Origin of the sequence: Leifsonia aquatica, from assembly GCF_014190775.1 — a bacterium.
Lineage (GTDB): Bacteria > Actinomycetota > Actinomycetes > Actinomycetales > Microbacteriaceae > Leifsonia > Leifsonia aquatica.
Genome location: NZ_JACHVP010000004.1, coordinates 270,326 through 286,416 on the forward strand (window position 1 = coordinate 270,326; position 16,091 = coordinate 286,416).

18 protein-coding genes are annotated in these 16,091 nt (G+C 72.2%); 6 read left to right on the forward strand and 12 right to left on the reverse strand.

Going from position 1 to position 16,091, the window contains the following annotated elements; translation table 11 throughout:
- Positions 1–5: 5 nt before the first annotated feature.
- Positions 6–749, reverse strand: coding sequence for an ABC transporter permease (locus FHX33_RS17265; RefSeq protein WP_021763414.1), 744 nt, complete (start codon positions 747–749; stop codon positions 6–8).
- Positions 746–1,669 carry an ATP-binding cassette domain-containing protein gene (locus FHX33_RS17270; protein ID WP_183428781.1) on the reverse strand — a complete coding sequence of 308 codons (924 nt, stop codon included), beginning with the start codon at positions 1,667–1,669 and terminating at the stop codon, positions 746–748. The genes FHX33_RS17265 and FHX33_RS17270 overlap by 4 nt, the downstream gene beginning before the upstream one ends.
- 125 nt (positions 1,670–1,794) lie before the next feature.
- Here FHX33_RS17270 and FHX33_RS17275 point away from each other — a divergent pair, with 125 nt between their 5' ends.
- Positions 1,795–2,250, forward strand: coding sequence for a prevent-host-death family protein (locus FHX33_RS17275; RefSeq protein ID WP_021764049.1), 456 nt, complete (start codon positions 1,795–1,797; stop codon positions 2,248–2,250).
- Positions 2,251–2,592 carry a hypothetical protein gene (locus FHX33_RS17280; RefSeq protein ID WP_021764048.1) on the forward strand — a complete coding sequence of 114 codons (342 nt, stop codon included), beginning with the start codon at positions 2,251–2,253 and terminating at the stop codon, positions 2,590–2,592.
- 41 nt (positions 2,593–2,633) lie between these two features.
- On the opposite strand, the gene FHX33_RS17285 is transcribed toward FHX33_RS17280, so the two are convergent.
- Complete coding sequence (locus tag FHX33_RS17285) at positions 2,634–3,242, reverse strand: TetR/AcrR family transcriptional regulator (protein WP_021764047.1); 609 nt, start codon at positions 3,240–3,242, stop codon at positions 2,634–2,636.
- A gap of 80 nt (positions 3,243–3,322) precedes the next feature.
- Here FHX33_RS17285 and FHX33_RS17290 point away from each other — a divergent pair, with 80 nt between their 5' ends.
- A complete protein-coding gene (locus FHX33_RS17290) occupies positions 3,323–4,006 on the forward strand; it encodes a DUF998 domain-containing protein (RefSeq protein ID WP_051337014.1) in 684 nt (227 codons plus the stop codon).
- 9 nt (positions 4,007–4,015) lie between these two features.
- On the opposite strand, the gene FHX33_RS17295 is transcribed toward FHX33_RS17290, so the two are convergent.
- Positions 4,016–4,618 (reverse strand): response regulator transcription factor, encoded by a 603-nt coding sequence (locus FHX33_RS17295; protein WP_021764045.1) that lies wholly within the window; start codon positions 4,616–4,618, stop codon positions 4,016–4,018.
- The gene (locus tag FHX33_RS17300; protein WP_338092045.1) at positions 4,615–5,829 is read right to left on the reverse strand and encodes a sensor histidine kinase; all 1,215 of its coding nucleotides are present in this window, start codon (positions 5,827–5,829) and stop codon (positions 4,615–4,617) included. Before FHX33_RS17300 ends, FHX33_RS17295 begins: the two co-directional genes overlap by 4 nt.
- A gap of 145 nt (positions 5,830–5,974) precedes the next feature.
- Here FHX33_RS17300 and FHX33_RS17305 point away from each other — a divergent pair, with 145 nt between their 5' ends.
- Entirely contained in the window at positions 5,975–6,526 is a 552-nt protein-coding gene (locus FHX33_RS17305) for a small multidrug efflux protein (RefSeq protein WP_183428782.1), read from the forward strand.
- A 22-nt stretch (positions 6,527–6,548) separates the two neighbouring features.
- Here the strand turns inward: FHX33_RS17305 and FHX33_RS17310 are convergent, their stop codons facing one another.
- Together FHX33_RS17310 and FHX33_RS17315 are read right to left on the reverse strand one after the other, a co-directional pair.
- Positions 6,549–7,820: a Calx-beta domain-containing protein gene (locus FHX33_RS17310; protein WP_183428783.1), complete on the reverse strand. Its 1,272-nt coding sequence runs from the start codon at positions 7,818–7,820 to the stop codon at positions 6,549–6,551.
- A gap of 65 nt (positions 7,821–7,885) precedes the next feature.
- Complete coding sequence (locus FHX33_RS17315) at positions 7,886–8,467, reverse strand: hypothetical protein (protein WP_021763725.1); 582 nt, start codon at positions 8,465–8,467, stop codon at positions 7,886–7,888.
- Between the two features lie 354 nt (positions 8,468–8,821).
- Here FHX33_RS17315 and FHX33_RS17320 point away from each other — a divergent pair, with 354 nt between their 5' ends.
- Positions 8,822–9,790 carry a hypothetical protein gene (locus FHX33_RS17320; RefSeq protein WP_021763723.1) on the forward strand — a complete coding sequence of 323 codons (969 nt, stop codon included), beginning with the start codon at positions 8,822–8,824 and terminating at the stop codon, positions 9,788–9,790.
- Positions 9,791–9,808: 18 nt separating this feature from the next.
- On the opposite strand, the gene purM is transcribed toward FHX33_RS17320, so the two are convergent.
- Genes purM through FHX33_RS17340 form a run of 4 tightly spaced genes read right to left on the reverse strand, consistent with a single transcriptional unit; the run spans position 9,809 to position 13,374 of the window.
- Complete coding sequence (gene purM / locus FHX33_RS17325) at positions 9,809–10,930, reverse strand: phosphoribosylformylglycinamidine cyclo-ligase (RefSeq protein ID WP_021763722.1); 1,122 nt, start codon at positions 10,928–10,930, stop codon at positions 9,809–9,811.
- 42 nt (positions 10,931–10,972) lie between these two features.
- On the reverse strand, positions 10,973–12,550 hold the full coding sequence (gene purF, locus FHX33_RS17330; RefSeq protein ID WP_021763721.1) for an amidophosphoribosyltransferase: 1,578 nt from the start codon (positions 12,548–12,550) through the stop codon (positions 10,973–10,975).
- A 33-nt stretch (positions 12,551–12,583) separates the two neighbouring features.
- A complete protein-coding gene (locus FHX33_RS17335; protein WP_021763720.1) occupies positions 12,584–12,958 on the reverse strand; it encodes an ABC-2 transporter permease in 375 nt (124 codons plus the stop codon).
- A 59-nt stretch (positions 12,959–13,017) separates the two neighbouring features.
- A complete protein-coding gene (locus FHX33_RS17340; protein WP_183428784.1) occupies positions 13,018–13,374 on the reverse strand; it encodes a sterol carrier family protein in 357 nt (118 codons plus the stop codon).
- Between the two features lie 57 nt (positions 13,375–13,431).
- Between FHX33_RS17340 and purD the strand changes: the two genes are divergently transcribed.
- Positions 13,432–14,685 carry a phosphoribosylamine--glycine ligase gene (gene purD / locus FHX33_RS17345; protein ID WP_021764804.1) on the forward strand — a complete coding sequence of 418 codons (1,254 nt, stop codon included), beginning with the start codon at positions 13,432–13,434 and terminating at the stop codon, positions 14,683–14,685.
- Between the two features lie 87 nt (positions 14,686–14,772).
- Here purD and FHX33_RS17350 read toward each other — a convergent pair whose 3' ends face one another.
- The gene (locus FHX33_RS17350) at positions 14,773–16,017 is read right to left on the reverse strand and encodes an FAD-binding protein (protein WP_021764803.1); all 1,245 of its coding nucleotides are present in this window, start codon (positions 16,015–16,017) and stop codon (positions 14,773–14,775) included.
- Between the last annotated feature and the right edge of the window lie 74 nt (positions 16,018–16,091).

Genomic DNA, 16,091 nt, shown 5'->3' on the forward strand with positions numbered 1-16,091 from the left:
GCCGGTCAGCCGCGCGCGGCGTCGCGGCGGTAGCGCCAGACGATCAGGGCGCCGAGGGCGACGGTCCAGGCGGCGAGCACCAGCGCCGGGGTCAGGGCGTCCCCGCTCTGCAGGGCACCGAGCTGACCGACGCGGTTGAGCCAGTACGACGGGACCGCCTTCGCCACGTTCGCGACCCACACCGGGAAGATCTGGAGGGGGATCCAGAGCCCGCCGAGCACGGCCATCCCCATGAACACCGCCATGAAGAGCGGCTGCGCGAACTCGGGCTTGGCGAACTGGCCGATCAGGATGCCGAGCAGCGCGAACGGGATGACGCCGCACCAGATGCCGAGGGCGGCGAGCACCCAGCTCCCGGCCGACAGCTCCGGGTGGTACAGCGCGAGCGACACCCCGATGATGACGACGATGCTCACCAGCGCGAGGGCGAGCGCCGCGACCAGCTTCGAGACGAGGTAGCCGGTGCCCGAGAGCGGGGTGACCCGCAGCTGGCGGTTCCAGCCGATCGAGCGCTCGGTGACGATCCCGAACGCCTGCGAGAGGGCCGCCATCATGCCGCCGTACGCGGCGACCTGGATGGTGGTGACGACGATCCACGGCAGGTGCGTCACCGCATCCACCTGGCCGCGTCCGCCGAAGGTGCCGCCGAACGCGATCAGCATCACGAGCGGGACCGCGAGGGTGAACACCATCGAGCGCATGTTCTTCAGCTGACGGAGCGACTCGCGCCCCAGATAGGCGATGCTCATCGCGTCGCTCCTTCGGTCTCGTGCGCCTCGGTGAGGGCGAGGAAGGCCTCGTCCATCGTGTGCGCGGTCACTTCGATGTCATGGATGTCGTCGTGCGCGGCGAGGAGCGCCCGCAGCGTCGCGTCGGAGTCGTCGCTGACGAGGGCGAGCTGGCCGGCCCGGTGCTCGACGCTCCGCACGCCGGGCAGGGCGGCGAGCGCGGCCTCCATCGCCGGGCTCCAGGCGAAGTCGGCGGAGGCCCGGATGCGGCGGCCCGAGACGACCGCCTTGACCTCGGCGGGCGTGCCGTCGGCGACGACGCGGCCACGGGCGAGCATCACGATCCGGTCGGCGTAGGTGTCGGCCTCGTCGAGGTAGTGCGTGGCGAAGACGACCGTGCGGCCCTCCTCCGTGAACTCGCGCATCGACTGCCAGAAGGTGCGCCTGGCCTCCACGTCCATCGCGGCGGTGGGCTCGTCGAGGAAAAGCAGGTCGGGGTCGGAGACGACGGCGACCGCGAACCGGGCGCGCTGCATCTGGCCGCCGGAGAGCTTGGCGACGCGCTGCTTGGCGATCTCGGTGCAGCGCGCCCGCTCGAGCGCCTCGGCGACGCTGAGCGGGTGCCGGTGCGCGGCGGCGACGAGCGCGACGCACTCGGCGACGGTGAGGGTGGGGAGCAGGGCGCCGCCCTGCAGCATGGCGCCGACCCGGCCCTCCCGGATGGCGCGGATCGGCTCGGCGCCGAACAGCTCGGCGCTGCCCGCGGAGGGCCGCGCGAGGCCGAGGGCGAGGTCGATGGTCGTCGACTTGCCTGCCCCGTTCGGGCCGAGCAGGGCGACCACCTCGCCGGGGCGGATGGTGAGGTCGACGCCGTCGACGGCGGTGAGCGAGCCGAAGGACTTGCGCAGGCCGGCGAGGCGGATGGCGGGTGTCTGATTCACGCTCTCAGCCTCCCGCCGCGGCCGGCCCGGCGCGCAGGGCGGGTGTCAGGAGGTGGGGGTGATGAATGTCATGGGTGAGGCACCATTCGCAGCATTCAGAAGTAGTTCTGAACTATGATCGAGGGATGCTAACCGCTGCCCGCCCACAACAGGTCTTCCAGTCCTCCGAACTCAGCCGCAACTCGACCCGGGTCTTCGCCGCTGCCGAGGATCAGCCGGTCGAGGTCACGCGCCGCGACGGAGAAGATCTCGTCCTCATGTCCAAGAGCGAGGCGGACGCACGCGAAGGACTGCTTCAGCTCGCCGCGACTCTCATCGGCGTGGCCACCGACACCCGAGGAACGCTGGCGGAGCGCATGTCCGAGGCGCTGCCGTGGATGCTCGCCCTCAGCCCCGAGGACCGCGAGACCTGCGCGAGCGATCTCATCCGGGCGGCTCGTGCTTCATTCTCCACCGGACAGGCGCACCTCGCGGTGGCCGAGCTGAACTCCTGGCTCGAGACCGCTACCGCGATCGCTGCAGGGCTCTCCACGGCATCGGTCGACTGGCTCGACGCCGACCTCCCCGTCGAGCGGCCGTAGGTGGCGCGAGAGAAGAAGGTCGCCCGGCCGACCAAACGCAGCGAGTACGGAATCGAGTTCGCCAGCAGGCAGGCACAGGTCGGCTGGACCGACCTGTGCGCCACGATCCGCGGACCGCTGGCCGACGCGTGGGACTTTCTGACCCGCACCCCGCTGGCGGAGACGCCGACGAACTACCCGCTCAAGGGTGCGCTGGGGACCATCACGCGCGACGGCGCCGTCCACCAACGCTGGCAGCACAAGCCGACCCTCAAAGGCGACGCACGCATCTGGTTCTACGTGGACGGTCAGGTCGTGCACCTGGAGCAGGTTCACACTCACCACCCGAACGCGACGAAGTAGAGGCGGTGGGAGCCCCTTCCTCGACCGGATGCGGAGATCGATCAGACGGCGGCCCCGTACCCGCGCAGGAACGCATCCACCGTCGCCGCGATGTGCGCCTCTAGGTCGGCATCCGTGAACGTGTGGCCGGGGTCGAGGAGCAGGCGGTCCTGCAGCGGGCCGACCAGCGCGTAGGCGAACTGCGTGGCGGCGCGGACGGGGTCCGATGCGGCGAGCACGCCCTCGTCCGCCAGCGACCGGATCCGCTCGGCGAGGAGCTCGATCGTCGCGGCCGGGCCGGCCCGCCAGTATCCGGCAGCCGCCTCCGGGAACCGGACGGCCTGCGAGATCGCCAGGCGCCGCAGGCTGACGACCTCCGACCGGAGCACTCCCCGCACGAGGACCCCGGCGACGGCCAGGAAGCGTTCGCGGAGGGGTTCGTCCCCCTCCAGGCCCGCCGTCGCCGACCGCAGGATGCCGCCGGCCTCGGCGGTGACGACCTCGAGCAACTCGACGAAGAGGGCGTCCTTGTCGGCGAAGTTGCTGTAGACCGTCGCCTTGGAGACTCCGGCGGAGGCCGCGATCGCCTCGATCGTCGTGCCCGCGAAGCCGTCACGCAGGAACAGCTCGCGCGCGGCCGTCAGGATCTCCGCCGTCTTCCGCTCGCGCACGGTGCGCTCCTCCCTTGACCCGGTCGTCGACGCCAGCCTATCCTGATCAAACTAAACGGTTCAGTTCAGATTGGATGACCATGTCGCGCACCGTGCCGGGCGAATCGTCCACCTCCCGCATCGACTGCACACCCGAAGCCCGGGTCACCAAATCCCTGCTCGGCTACGGCGTCATCGCCGGGCCCTTCTACGTCGTCTGCTCGGTCGTGCAGGGCCTGCTGACGCCCGGCTTCTCGTTCGCGACGGACAGCTGGAGCCTGCTCTCCCTCGGCGGCGCGGGCTGGGTGCACATCACCGTCTTCGTCCTCACCGGGCTGATGACCGCGGCGGCCGCGATCGGTTACCGCCGCCACCTCCCGAGCGGGCCGGGGCGCACCGCCTGGGTCTTCCTCCTGGTCTACGGGATCCTGCTCATCGCGGCGGGGGCAGCCCTCCCCGATGCGACGGGGGCGGGCTTCTCGGTGCACGGGATGCTGCACCTGCTGGCCGGAGGGCTCGGGTTCGTGGCCTTCGCCGTCTGGTCGTTCGCCCTGGCGCGGCGCCTGCGCAGGACGTCGGTGCCGGCCTCCGCGACGAGCATCATCGTGGGCGCGCTGCTCCTCGTCGGCTTCGTGGCGATCGCGGTGTCGGGAGGCTCGGCCGTCGCCACGATCGCACTGACGGTCGTCGTCATCCTCGCCTGGGCCTGGCTGGCCGTGGTCTCCGTCTGGATGTACCGCGAGGCCGCCGAGGCGGGGCGCATCGTCGTACCGGCCGCCGGCTGACCAGGGCCGTCAGATCCAGCCGCGCTCCTCGGCGATGAGGACGGCCTGCTGTCGGGTGCTGACCGACAGCTTGCCGATCACGGCGGAGACATGGTTGCGTACCGTGCCCGGCGCCAGTGAGAGCGCACGGGCGATCTGACCGGTCGTCTCGCCGCGCCGGCCCGCGCGCAGGACGTCCAGTTCCCGGTCGGTGAGCGGGGAGCGCTCGTCGCTCAGGGCGTCGGCCGCGACCTCCGGATCCACATACCGCCGGCCCGACGCGACCGTGCGGATGACCGCCGCGACCTCCGCCGCATCACGCGACTTGGGCACGAAGCCCGAGACACCCGCCGCCAGCGCGCGCCGGAGCACCCCCGGGCGGGCGTGGCGCGTGATGACGATGCACCGGGTCGGGAGGGCGCGCGTCAGCCGAGCGGCGACCTCCACCCCGTCGAGACCCGGCATCTCGAGGTCGAGCAGGCAGACATCGGGCGCGACGCGCAGCGCTTCGGCGACGGCCTGCTCGCCGTCGGAGCACTCCGCGACGACCTCGATGTCGGCCTCCAGCCGGAGCAGCGCCGCGAGCGCGGAGCGGATCATCCCCTCGTCGTCGGCGATCAGGACGCGGATCATGCCCGGCCCTCCTCGGCCGGGACGGTCACGACCAGCCGGAACGACTGCGCTCGGTGCTCGACCACCAGCGCGCCGCCTGCGTCGGAGACACGGCGGGCGATCCCCGGCAGTCCCGACCCTCCGCCGTCGCCGGAGGACTCCCGATCCGTGGCGTCGTTCTCGATCACGAGTCGCCACGCATCCACGTCGCGGGTCAGCGAGAGGAGCGCCCACCGTCCGCCGCCGTGACGCAGCGCGTTGGTGGTCGCCTCGCGGATGACCGGTCCGAGGACGGCGGCCGGCGCGAGATCGGCGTCGCGGTCGACCGTCGCCTCGGCGGCGACACCCGCCGCCCGCAGCAGGTCGACGGCGTTCGCGAGCTCGTCACGCAGGGGGACGGAGCGGAAGCGCAGCGCGAGGTCCCTCGTCCCCTGCCGCGCCTCGTCGACGCTCGACCTCGCCGCACGCACCTGAGCGAGCGACGCCTCCGGGTCGCTCGTCATCAGCCGCTCCGCGAGCTCCAGCTGGAGGGCGATGACCTGCAGATGGTGCCCCTGGAGATCGTGGACGTCGGTCGCGACCCGCAACCGCTCCTGGGTGGCGGCCAAGCGCGCCTCCGCGGCCCGAGCGCGATCGAGGGTGAGGACCACGTCCCACCACCACAGCGACAGGATGGTGACCGCCGGCAGGGAGGCCGCGTAGAAGCCGAGCAGGAACCAGGTCGAACCGCCGTCGGCCGGGATGCCGAACCGCGCGTCGATCGCCCAGAGCGCGGCGAGCAGGACCGTCACCACCAGCACGACCCGCAGGCGGATGCCCGGCCCCCAGTTCAGCAGGACGATCGCCTCGACGAGCGGGACAGCAGCGATGACCCAGATCCCCGTGGCGTATCCCAGCACGAGCGAGCACGCGAGCGCGACGAGGAGCGGAACGAACGCGCGCCGCCGGCGCACCGGCACCGCGTCCTCGTCCCTGCGCCGGTAGTCGAGCAGCATCGGGACGGTGGCGGCGATCCACACCACCCCCGCGAGACCCGCGGCGAGCACGGACCCCGCGTCGAAACCCGCGCCGACGAGGGCGGCCTCCCAGAACAGCACGAGCATGACGACGAAGAAGACGACCGTGCCGAAGGTGTACCACCAGGTCGCGGACACCCCTCGGCTGAGCCGCGGTGCGATCCGTGCCGTGGCGGCAGCACCGGCGGCCTCCGCTGCCTCTGCCCCGTATCCCACCCGTTCATCGTAGGTGCGTGACGAATGTCACGGATCGCCCGAGCGGAACGCCCGGGAAGCGGTGACGGTCGCACACTACCGGCCCGCACCCGCGACCGGTGGACTCGGAAGGAGCACGCATGACCGACCGATCGGAGCAACCACCATGAACCTCGTCGACGCCCTCCAAGACCTCGTCGGGCACGTGCCCGACCTCGTCCAGCCGCTGATCGTCGCCGCGGCCGGCGCCATCCCCTTCGTCGAGGGCGAGGGAGCCGCGACGATCGGGATCATCGGCGGCATAACTCCCGCGATCGCGATCATCGCCGCGATCGTCGGCAACTTCGCCTGCGTCGCCGTGCTCGTGCTCCTCGGCTCGGGAGCGCGCCGCGCCGTCGTGACGCGCAGCCGTGCGCGGAAGCAGGCCGCCGCGGTCGCCGCCGGCCACGGCGTCGGCGCCGAGCCGGACCTCGAGACCGACCCCGCGCCGGCCAGCTCACCGCGGAAGGCGAAGTTCCAGCGCGCATTCGAGCGCTACGGCGTTCCCGGTGTGAGCCTGCTCGGGCCGCTCCTGCTGCCCACGCAGTTCACCGCGACGATGCTCGCCGCGGCCGGCGTCGGCCGGGCGCGCATCCTGATCTGGCAGGGCGTCGCGATCGTCGGCTGGACGGTCGCCGTCTCGCTGGTGATCGGCGGCGTGGTGACCACGCTGAGCTGACTCCGACGCGCCGTCAGGGCCGTCAGGCGTCGGCGTTCTTGAGGGTGACGCCGCGCAGGACGCTCACCACTCCCGCGATCCCGCCGACGGAGAGGATGGCGCCGACGATCAGGAGCAGCAGGTCCTGTCCGGTCGTGCCGCTGGGCCGGGCGGTCGGGTCGGCGACGGGGAGTGCCGATGCGGGTCCGTCCGCGTCGTGCGACCCCGCGACGGCGAGGGAGGCGGTCGAGGAGTCGTCCGGTCCGGCCGCCACGGCAGCGGCCGTCGTCGCCACGGCCGGAAGCAGGACCGTCGCCGAGGCGGCCCCGACCGACGTGGACGCCCGCTGCAGGAGCACGAAGAACGTCGCGGACGGCGAGCCGACCGCCCGCGCTGCCAGAGGGATGCGGACCTTCGCCTCGCGCACCCCGTCGGCGAGCACGACGGTCCCGGAGGTCGCGGTGTAATCGGCGCCGGCGCGTGCGGTCCCGTCGGCGGTCGTGTAGTCGACGGTCGCCTCGCCGTTCGCCGTGGCGCGCGTCACCACGATGACGGCGGAGGTGCTGCCCGCGACGACGCTGTTGGCCGCGACCGAGAGCGGCCCGCTCGCGACGGCGGTCGTCAGGACGGTGGAGGCCGTCGCCGGCTTCAGCCCGGAGCCGTCGGCGGGGAGGTAACGGGCGACCAGGGTGTGGGTGCCGGCGGCGGGAGCCGTGAGCTCGGCGCGCGCGGAGCCTCCCGCAACCGGGACGACCGTCTCGGCGCCGCCATCGATCGAGAAGCCCACCGATCCGCCGTCGGCGGCGCCCAGCAGGAGCCGGGAGACGGCAGCGGTCGTGACGAAGGGCCGGCCGGCCTCGGGGCTCGCCGGAGCGTTCAGCGTCACGACGGTCGCGTCCGTGCAGGCCGGTGCGGAGGCGTCGATGGCGGCGACAGCACCCTGCACCCGCCAGCCGAGGGCCGGCTCCGCCTGCGCATCGAGGGTCACCAGGGCGACGCCGTGGTGCTCGCCGGGGAGGAACGTGCTCGGTTGGCCGCGGTCCGCGGCGCCGGAGGTCAGCTCGTTGTCCCCGCCGCCCGCGGGCACCGACACCGGCTCGGCGGCGGTCGAGCGGTAGCCCAGCACGACCGTGCGCGCCGTGACGGCGCCGAGCGGAGCATCCTGGACGCAGTCGATGAGCGGGGTGACGGTGCCGGCCGCGGGAGAACCCGGATCGGGCTGGGCGAGCGCCGCCGGTGCCACGCCGAGCAGTGCGGCCACCGCTGCGATGCCCGCCGCGCTCGCCACGCGAAGGTGGGCAGACAGGCGGGTCACCCCGTCACTCTATCCAGAGACGCCCGCGCCCCGCTCCGACCAGAACAGGGCACGTCGGCCGAAGACTACGAGACCTGAGACTCCGGCCCCTGCTCGGTGAGGTCGTCGCTCACGAAGGCTCGCGTGCTCCCGATGCCGAAGATCTCGGGGAGGCGCCACGCGCTCGGGCGGCCCGCGATCAGCAGTCGAGCGCGCGCCATCAGGTCGGCCGCGGCAATCGTCCTCGAGTACTCCTCGACGTCGCGGGGAAATCCGACATTGTCGCCGAGCCATGTCGAGACCGCCGCCCACGAGTAGAGCGACCAGCCCTCGCCTGAGAGCGGGGCAGGGAAGCCGCCGGGGCCGCGCTTGCCGGCGGCGAGGAGCCGCAGGCTCTCGTAGCTGCGACCACACCGCTCGGCGATCGTCTTCAACGGGACGAGGTCGTCCTGCTTCAGGCCCGTCACTTCGAAGCCGGCACGTTCCACATCGCGGACGACACTGAGGATCGCATCATCGAGAGTCGCCGCCTCGCGGTCGACATGCAGCAGCCCGGTGCCGTTGCCGACCTCCACGGCCGAGTCATCCAGGCCGGCCTCGAAGAGCGCGTCCTGCTCGTCATCCGTCGGCGGCCGATTCAGAATCGCGGTGAAGGTGTGAGTGCTCATGCTTCTCCCTCCATGTGCTCGTGCTTCGCTGCGAAGCGCTCGATCTGCTTCGCGTGGTTGTCGGCGTTCTTCGGGGTGCTCCACACACTGAACGAGGCCGTGCATTCCCGACAGACGACCGAAGCCCACCGGTGGCCGTTGCGAACGGGGTCGATGTCGAATCGCCCAGAGGGAAGGGCGTCGAGTGCCTTCGCCACCGCGCTCTTCGAGTGTCGTCCTTTGCTAACCATCCCATCCTATCCGAATTGTTGTGAGTATACAACGCCCATGGAATCGCGGACGCTCTCACGCTTCGGAACGCCAATTACAACATGTTAGATTATGCATGCTGTCAGCGAAGATGGGAGACTGCGTATGAACGGCCTGCGCCGAGCCTTGGCGGTCGTCACCCTGTGGCTACCCGCCGCGACGATCCTCTGGACGTGGATGCTGTGGGAGGGCCGCTTGCCCGACCTGCCCACGCACTGGGGCGTCGGCGGCCCCGCGGACGGGGTGACGAGCGCTCCGGTCTTCCTCGGGTGGCTGCTCGGAGTGAGCGCCGCAGCCGCTCTGATCGGGTCGATCGTGGTGCTCGCCGGGAGGTCGGGCGCACGGGGGCCGCGGGCGGCCGGCGGGTTCACCGGCGGCGCCGCTGCGCTCGTTCTGGGCATGTGGCTCGGGAGCACCGTCCCGTCCCTGGATGTGACCGACCCGTTCACGGTCCACATCGGAGCGTGGGTCCTGGTGACGCTCGTGGCCCCGTGCTACGGCCTCCTCCAGCTCGCACTCCTGCCCCGCGGGGCGACCCCGCCGGTCGAGGTGGAGGCCGATGCCGGCCACCGGCCCGCGGCCGCCTCCCTTCCCGCCCGCGCGTGGAGCCGCACGGTGTCCTCCCGGATGTTCATCGGGGCGACGCTTCTGCTCCTGGTCCTCGGGATCGTGCTGTTCGCGCCGCCCCTCGCGCGCGACGGCGTGGCCTCGCTGGAGTGGACGGCGGTCGTCTATCTCGCCGTGCTGCTCCTCGTCGCCGTCTTCTGCGTGTTCCGGGTGACCGTCGACGAGCGGGGCCTCCGCATCACGTCCGGCCTGCTGGGCATCCCGCTGAAACGCATCGCTCCCGCGAAGATCGCATCGATCGAGGTCACGACGCTCGAACCGATGCAGTGGGGCGGGTGGGGGTACCGGATCATGCCGAGCCGGTCGGCGATCATCCTCCGGCGGGGCCCGGGCCTCGTGATCACCCAGCACGACGACCGCCAGTTCGCGATCACGCTCGACGAACCGGAAGAGCCGGCGAGCACCCTCCTCGCGATTGCGACCGCCGAGGACGCCTCCGCGGCATGAGACCGCGCGGCGGGACGCCTATCCGGCGTACGCGCCGGTCAGGCGCACCGCGCCGCCGTCGACGCCCTTCGCACCCTGCTCGAACCCGGCGAGGTCGCGGGCCGAGGTCGAGACGGTGCCCACCGGCCAGGTCGGGATGCCGTCGGCCGTGATCGCCGCGGCGACCGCGTCGGCGGCCTCCGGTGCAACGATGGCGAACATCCCGACGCCGAGGTTCCAGGTGCCCTCGGACGACTCGAGCGTGCTGCCCGCGAGGTCGCTCAGGATGCGGAAGACCGGGCTCGGCGACCACGTCGAGCGCTCCACCTCGACCCACGAGCCGACCGGGAGCACGCGGGCGAGGTTCGCCGCGATACCGCCGCCGGTCACGTGGCTGAGCGAGTGCACGGCACCGCGCAGCGACGGCTCCTGCAGCACGCGCAGCAGTGGGGAGGTGTAGAGGCGGGTCGGCTCCAGGAGGGCCTCGCCCACCTGGCCGTCGAAGTCGTCGGAGTGGTCCGTGAAGCCGATGCCGCGCTGGGCCAGGATGTGGCGCACGAGCGAGTAGCCGTTGGAGTGCAGGCCGGAGGAGGCCATCGCGAGCACGACATCCCCGTCGCGCACGCGCTCGGCGCCGAGCAGGTCGTCGGCCTCGACCGCACCCACGGCGGCACCTGCGACGTCGTAGTCGTCCGGGCCGAGCAGACCGGGGTGCTCGGCGGTCTCGCCGCCGACCAGGGCCGTGCCGGTCGCCTCGCAGGCACCCGCGATGCCGGCGACGATCGCCGCGATGCGCTCGGGCACGACCTTGCCGCAGGCGATGTAGTCGGTCATGAACAGCGGGCGCGCGCCCACCACGATGATGTCGTCGACCACCATGCCGACCAGGTCCTGGCCGATGGTGTCGTGCTTGTCGATCGCCTGGGCGATGGCGACCTTGGTGCCGACGCCGTCGGTGGAGGTCGCCAGCAGCGGCCGGCGGAAGTCCTTCAGGAACGAGACGTCGAAGAGCCCGGCGAAGCCGCCCACTCCCCCGAAGACCTCGGGGCCCTGGGTGCGGGCGACGGCGGCCTTCATGAGCTCGACCGCGCGGTCCCCGGCGGCCGTGTCGACGCCGGCGGCGGCGTAGGAGGAGGACGAGGATGCGCTGGGTTCGGTCACCCGCCAATCGTACCGGGCGACGGGGCCGCCCCTCCCCCTGGCCTACTCCTGGCGGCCCGGGTCCCCGAAGGAGAGCAGGCGCTCGTACTCGGAGTCCGGTCCCGGCTCGCAGCCGTCGGACGCGGCATCCGCACCGGTGTCGGTGTCGGCGACGGTCTCCTGCGGGCGCTCCAGCAGGTTCTTGCCCAGGTGGTGCGCATCCGGCAGCTCGATCGGGTACTTGCCCGTGAAACAGGCCGTGCAGAGCAGCTCGCGCGGCTGCTCGGTGGCGCCGATCATGCCGTCCTCCGACAGGTAGCCGAGGCTGTCCGCGCCGATGGACTGGCGCACCTCCTCGACCCCGAGGCCGGTCGCGATGAGCTCGGCCCGCGAGGCGAAGTCGATGCCGTAGAAGCACGGCCAGGTGATGGGCGGGCTGGAGATGCGCACGTGCACCTCGGCCGCTCCGGCCTCCCGCAGCATCGAGACGAGCGCGCGCTGCGTGTTGCCGCGCACGATCGAGTCGTCGACCACCACGAGGCGCTTACCCTTGATGACCTCCTTGAGCGGGTTCAGCTTGAGCTTGATGCCGCGCTGGCGGATGGTCTGCGAGGGCTGGATGAAGGTGCGGCCCACGTAGGAGTTCTTGACCAGGCCCTGGCCGAACGGGATGCCGGACGCCTGCGCGTAGCCGATGGCCGCGGGGGTGCCGGACTCCGGCGTCGGGATGACCAGGTCGGCTTCGACGGCGTGCTCGCGGGCCAGCTGGCGACCCATCTCGACGCGGGCCTCGTGAACACCGCGACCGGAGATGGTCGTGTCGGGACGCGCGAGGTAGACGTACTCGAAGACGCAGCCGGCACGCTTCTCGGGGGCGAAGCGGGTGGTGCGCAGGCCGTTCTCGTCGACGGCGATCAGCTCGCCCGGCTCGACCTCGCGCACGAAGCTCGCACCGACGATGTCGAGCGCCGCGGTCTCGGACGCGACGACCCAGCCGCGCTCGAGCCGGCCGAGGACCAGCGGGCGAACGCCCTGCGGGTCGCGGGCGGCGTAGAGAGTGTGCTCGTCCATGAAGACGAGGCAGAAAGCGCCGCGCAGACGCGGGAGCACCTCCAGGGCCGTCGCCTCGAGCGTGTGGTCGAGGTCGCCGGTGAGGAGCGCGGTGACGACCGCGGTGTCGGTCGTGTTGCCGCGGGTCAGCTCGCCGTCGAGCTCGGGGTACCGCTCGTGCACGAGCTGCATGAGCTGCGCGGTGTTGGTCAGGTTGCCGTTGTGGCCGAGCGCGACGGTCCCGCTCGCGGTGCGGCCGAGGGTCGGCTGCGCGTTCTGCCAGCTGGAGGCGCCGGTCGTCGAGTAGCGCGTGTGGCCGACGGCGATGTGGCCGGTCAGCGAGTTGAGCGCGTTCTCGTTGAAGACCTGCGAGACGAGACCCATGTCTTTGTAGATGAGGATCTTGTCGCCGTCGCTGGTCGCGATGCCGGCCGACTCCTGCCCGCGGTGCTGCAGGGCGTAGAGGCCGAAGTAGCTGAGTTTCGCGACCTCTTCACCGGGAGCCCAGACGCCGAAGACGCCGCACGCGTCCTGGGGTCCTTTCTCACCGGGCAGCAGATCGTGGGTGAGAAGACCGTCGCCTCCGGCCACAGCGGACCCCTTTCTCAAGGTGTGTCGTGATGTTCAGCTCTCGGGGGTCGCGGGCCGGTCGCTCTGCGGCTCGTCGCTCTGCAGCTCGTCGCCGGGCTCCTCCGCGGGGATGTGCACGTCGATTCTATCGGCCTGAACGCTGCGCGCGCGCCGGGAGGTCGCACGGTCGATCAGCAGCGCGACGAGGGCTCCGAGGGCGACGCCCACGACGACGCAGATCGCGAGCAGGAAGCCGAAGACCGTGCCGCGGTCGTACGTCGGGTTCTCCGGGAAGGCGAAGGTCAGCACCAGGGCGACGATCGCGAACAGGATGGCGCCGGTGAGCATGAACCGGAAGTAGCGCGGCGAACGGTGCACCCGCACCTCCGCCTCGGTGACGGACGCCTGCTCCTCCGGATTATCGGTCATGCGTCCATTCTCCCTTACGCCGCCTGGGTGGACGCCCACCCCGGTGCGGTCCTCCCCCGTCAGTAGCGGAGGGGCAGCAGGCCGTCGAGGGAGGCGCGCTGGCCGGAGGCGTGCACGGAGCCGGAGGCGAGGCCGTCGCCCCAGGAGAGAGCGCCGGAGGCGAGCGCGAGCCAGGTCTTCGGGTCGGTCTCGATGACGTTGGGCGGGGTGCCGCGGGTGTGGCGGGGGCCCGGGATGCACTGGGTCGCGCCGAACGGCGGGACGCGCACCTCGACGGTGTTGCCCGGCGCGCGCTCCGCCAGCAGCTGCAGGAGGTAGCGCACGGCGGTCGCGGTCGTGTTGCGGTCCGCGCCGTCGGCGAGCGCCGCGCGCACCGCGGGGCCGCCCTCGGAGTCGGGGATCTTCGCTCGGGCCATGCGTCCATCCTCCCACCGGGGCGGCGGGCACTCACCGCGGACCTCTAGCATGGTCGCGTGAAGATTCTCGTCCTCGGTTCCGGTGCCCGCGAGCACGCCATCATCACCGCGCTCCTCGCGGAGGAGGCGGGTCACGAGATCGTCGCCGCCCCCGGCAACGCGGGGATCGCGGCCGACGTCGCGGTCGACACCGCGCTCGACCCGCTCGACGGCGCCGCCGTCGCCGAGTACGCGATCGAGAACGGCATCGAGCTCGTCGTCATCGGTCCCGAGGCCCCGCTGGTGGCGGGGGTCGCCGATCCCCTGCGCACCCGTGGCATCCCCGTCTTCGGTCCGGGCAAGGCCGCGGCGCAGCTGGAGGGCTCCAAGACCTTCGCGAAGCGCGTCATGGAGGCCGCGGGCGTGCCCACCGGCCGAGCCGTGCGCGCCGGGACCCTCGCCGAGGTCGAGAAGGCCCTGGACGACCTCGGCGCCCCCTACGTCATCAAGGCCGACGGGCTGGCCGCGGGCAAGGGAGTGCTCGTCACCGAGGACCGCGCCGCCGCACTCGCCCACGCCGAGCACTACCTCACCCAGGGCGGGGTGCTGATCGAGGAGTTCCTCGACGGCCAGGAGGTCTCCCTCTTCCTCGTCAGCGACGGCCACACCGTCCTCCCCCTCAGCCCGGCCCAGGACTACAAGCGCCTCCTCGACGGCGACGCCGGCCCCAACACCGGCGGCATGGGCGCGTACTCGCCGCTGCCGTGGCTGCCGGAGACGTTCGTCGACGAGGTCATCGACACCGTCGCGCTGCCGACCGTGCGCCAGCTCGCCGCCGAGCAGACACCGTTCATCGGCCTCCTCTACTGCGGCCTCATCATGACCGAGCGCGGCATCCGCGTCATCGAGTTCAACGCCCGCTTCGGCGACCCGGAGACCCAGGTCGTGCTCCCGCGGCTCGTCACCCCGCTGTCGTCGCTGCTGTTCGCGGCCGCGACCGGCGCGCTCGCCGGGATGCCGCGCCCCGAGTTCGCCCTCGACACGGCCGTGACCGTCGTGGTCGCGAGCGAGGGCTACCCGGAGGCACCGCTGACCGGCCGCCCGATCACGGGGCTGGAGGAGGCCGCGGGGGTTCCCGAGGTCACCATCGCCCACGCCGCGACGGCCCGCGACGAGTCGGGGGCCCTCGTGGCGACCGGCGGCCGGGTGCTCTCCGTCGTCGCCCGCGGCACGACCTTCGCCGAGGCGCGCGAGCGCGCCTACGAGGCCGTCGGCCGCATCCACCTCGAGGGCTCGCAGTACCGCACCGACATCGCGGCTCGCGTCTCCTGAGCGCCCCCACCTGCCCAGCCGCCGAGTACGCAGAAAGTAGGGCGAAAAGGGTCGAGTACGCGGATAATCTGCGTACTCGAGAGGGGCTCAGCCGAGCAGGCGGGTGAGGAAGGGGTTGCGGAAGCGGCCTGCGGGGTCGAAGCGCTCGGTCAGGGCGCGGAAGTCGTCGAGACGCGGGTAGAGCGTCGGGACGACGCCGGCCTGGTCGAGGGAGAGCTTGCCCCAGTGCGGGCGGGCGCCGAGGGGCAGCAGCGCGTCCTCCAGCGCCGGCAGCACCGCCTCCACGCCCTCCTGGTCGCGGAACCAGGTGAAGTGGAGGCCGACCACGTCGGTTCCGTAGGCGCTCGACAGCCAGAGGTCGTCCGCCGCCGCGGTCCGGATCTCGCTGATCTGCAGCAGCGGCGCGATCAGCGGGGCGAGCGAGCGGACCGCGTTGATCGCCGTCACCGCGTTGGCGCGCGGCACGAGGTACTCGGACTGGATCTCCTCGCCGTTCGACGGCGTGAACTCGAACCGGAAGTGCGCGAGCCGCTCGCTCCACGGTCCGGGCACGCCGAGCTGCTCGGTCGTGTTGCGCACGTCCATCGTCGCGATCATGTGCCGCGCCTCGGTGAGCGCGGGGGCGCCGAAGAAGTCGTCGCCGACCGGGGTCGGGGTGTCGGCGAGCTCCTTGATCCACCCGAGGCTCACGGCATCCTCGTCCCAGGTGGTGAAGAGCGAGACGCTGTAGGCCGCCGACGTGACCTCGTCGAACCGGCTCGTGACCGCCTCCCACGGCACACCGCCGAAGAGCCGCTGCCGCACGGTGAACGTCGGCCGGATGTCGAGGGTGACCTCGAGCACGACGCCGAGCGCGCCGAGGGACACGACCGCTCCGGCGAAGTCGTCGTCGCCGCGACGCAGCTCGACGACCTCGCCGTCGGCCCGCAGGATGCGGAGCCCGGCCACCGCCGTCGCGAGCGTCCCGTTGCGGTCGCCGGAGCCGTGGGTGGAGGTCGCGATCGCGCCGGCCACCGAGATGTGCGGGAGCGAGGCGAGGTTGTGCAGAGCCCACCCCGCGGCCTCCAGCTCACGGGCGAGGTCGCCGTAGCGCACGCCGCCGCCGACGGTCGCCGTGCGCGCCTCCGCGTCGATCCGGACACCGCCGGGCAGGCCGGCTGTGCTGACGAGGAGGTCGTCGGTGTCGGCGAGGTCGTTGAACGAGTGGCGGCTGCCGAGCGCGCGCACCGAGCGGGCGCCCGCGATCAGCTGGCGCAGCTCATCCACGCTGCGCGGCGTCACGATGCGGCTCGCGGCGTAGCGGTGGTTGCCGGCCCAGTTCCATTCGTCCACGTGGTCCTCCTTCGCACCGGGATGCGGCTCCCGCGTCCCTCGACCGCCCTCAGTCTAGGGATGTGAACGTGCGC

What these genes read in the sequence shown, in the direction of transcription:
- FHX33_RS17265 (WP_021763414.1), bottom strand. Translation starts at nt 749, where the DNA reads ATGAGCATCGCCTATCTGGGGCGCGAGTCGCTCCGTCAGCTGAAGAAC.
- FHX33_RS17275 (WP_021764049.1), top strand. Translation starts at nt 1,795, where the DNA reads ATGCTAACCGCTGCCCGCCCACAACAGGTCTTCCAGTCCTCCGAACTC.
- FHX33_RS17290 (WP_051337014.1), top strand. Translation starts at nt 3,323, where the DNA reads ATGTCGCGCACCGTGCCGGGCGAATCGTCCACCTCCCGCATCGACTGC.
- FHX33_RS17295 (WP_021764045.1), bottom strand. Translation starts at nt 4,618, where the DNA reads ATGATCCGCGTCCTGATCGCCGACGACGAGGGGATGATCCGCTCCGCG.
- FHX33_RS17305 (WP_183428782.1), top strand. Translation starts at nt 5,975, where the DNA reads ATGAACCTCGTCGACGCCCTCCAAGACCTCGTCGGGCACGTGCCCGAC.
- FHX33_RS17315 (WP_021763725.1), bottom strand. Translation starts at nt 8,467, where the DNA reads ATGAGCACTCACACCTTCACCGCGATTCTGAATCGGCCGCCGACGGAT.
- FHX33_RS17320 (WP_021763723.1), top strand. Translation starts at nt 8,822, where the DNA reads ATGAACGGCCTGCGCCGAGCCTTGGCGGTCGTCACCCTGTGGCTACCC.
- FHX33_RS17335 (WP_021763720.1), bottom strand. Translation starts at nt 12,958, where the DNA reads ATGACCGATAATCCGGAGGAGCAGGCGTCCGTCACCGAGGCGGAGGTG.
- FHX33_RS17340 (WP_183428784.1), bottom strand. Translation starts at nt 13,374, where the DNA reads ATGGCCCGAGCGAAGATCCCCGACTCCGAGGGCGGCCCCGCGGTGCGC.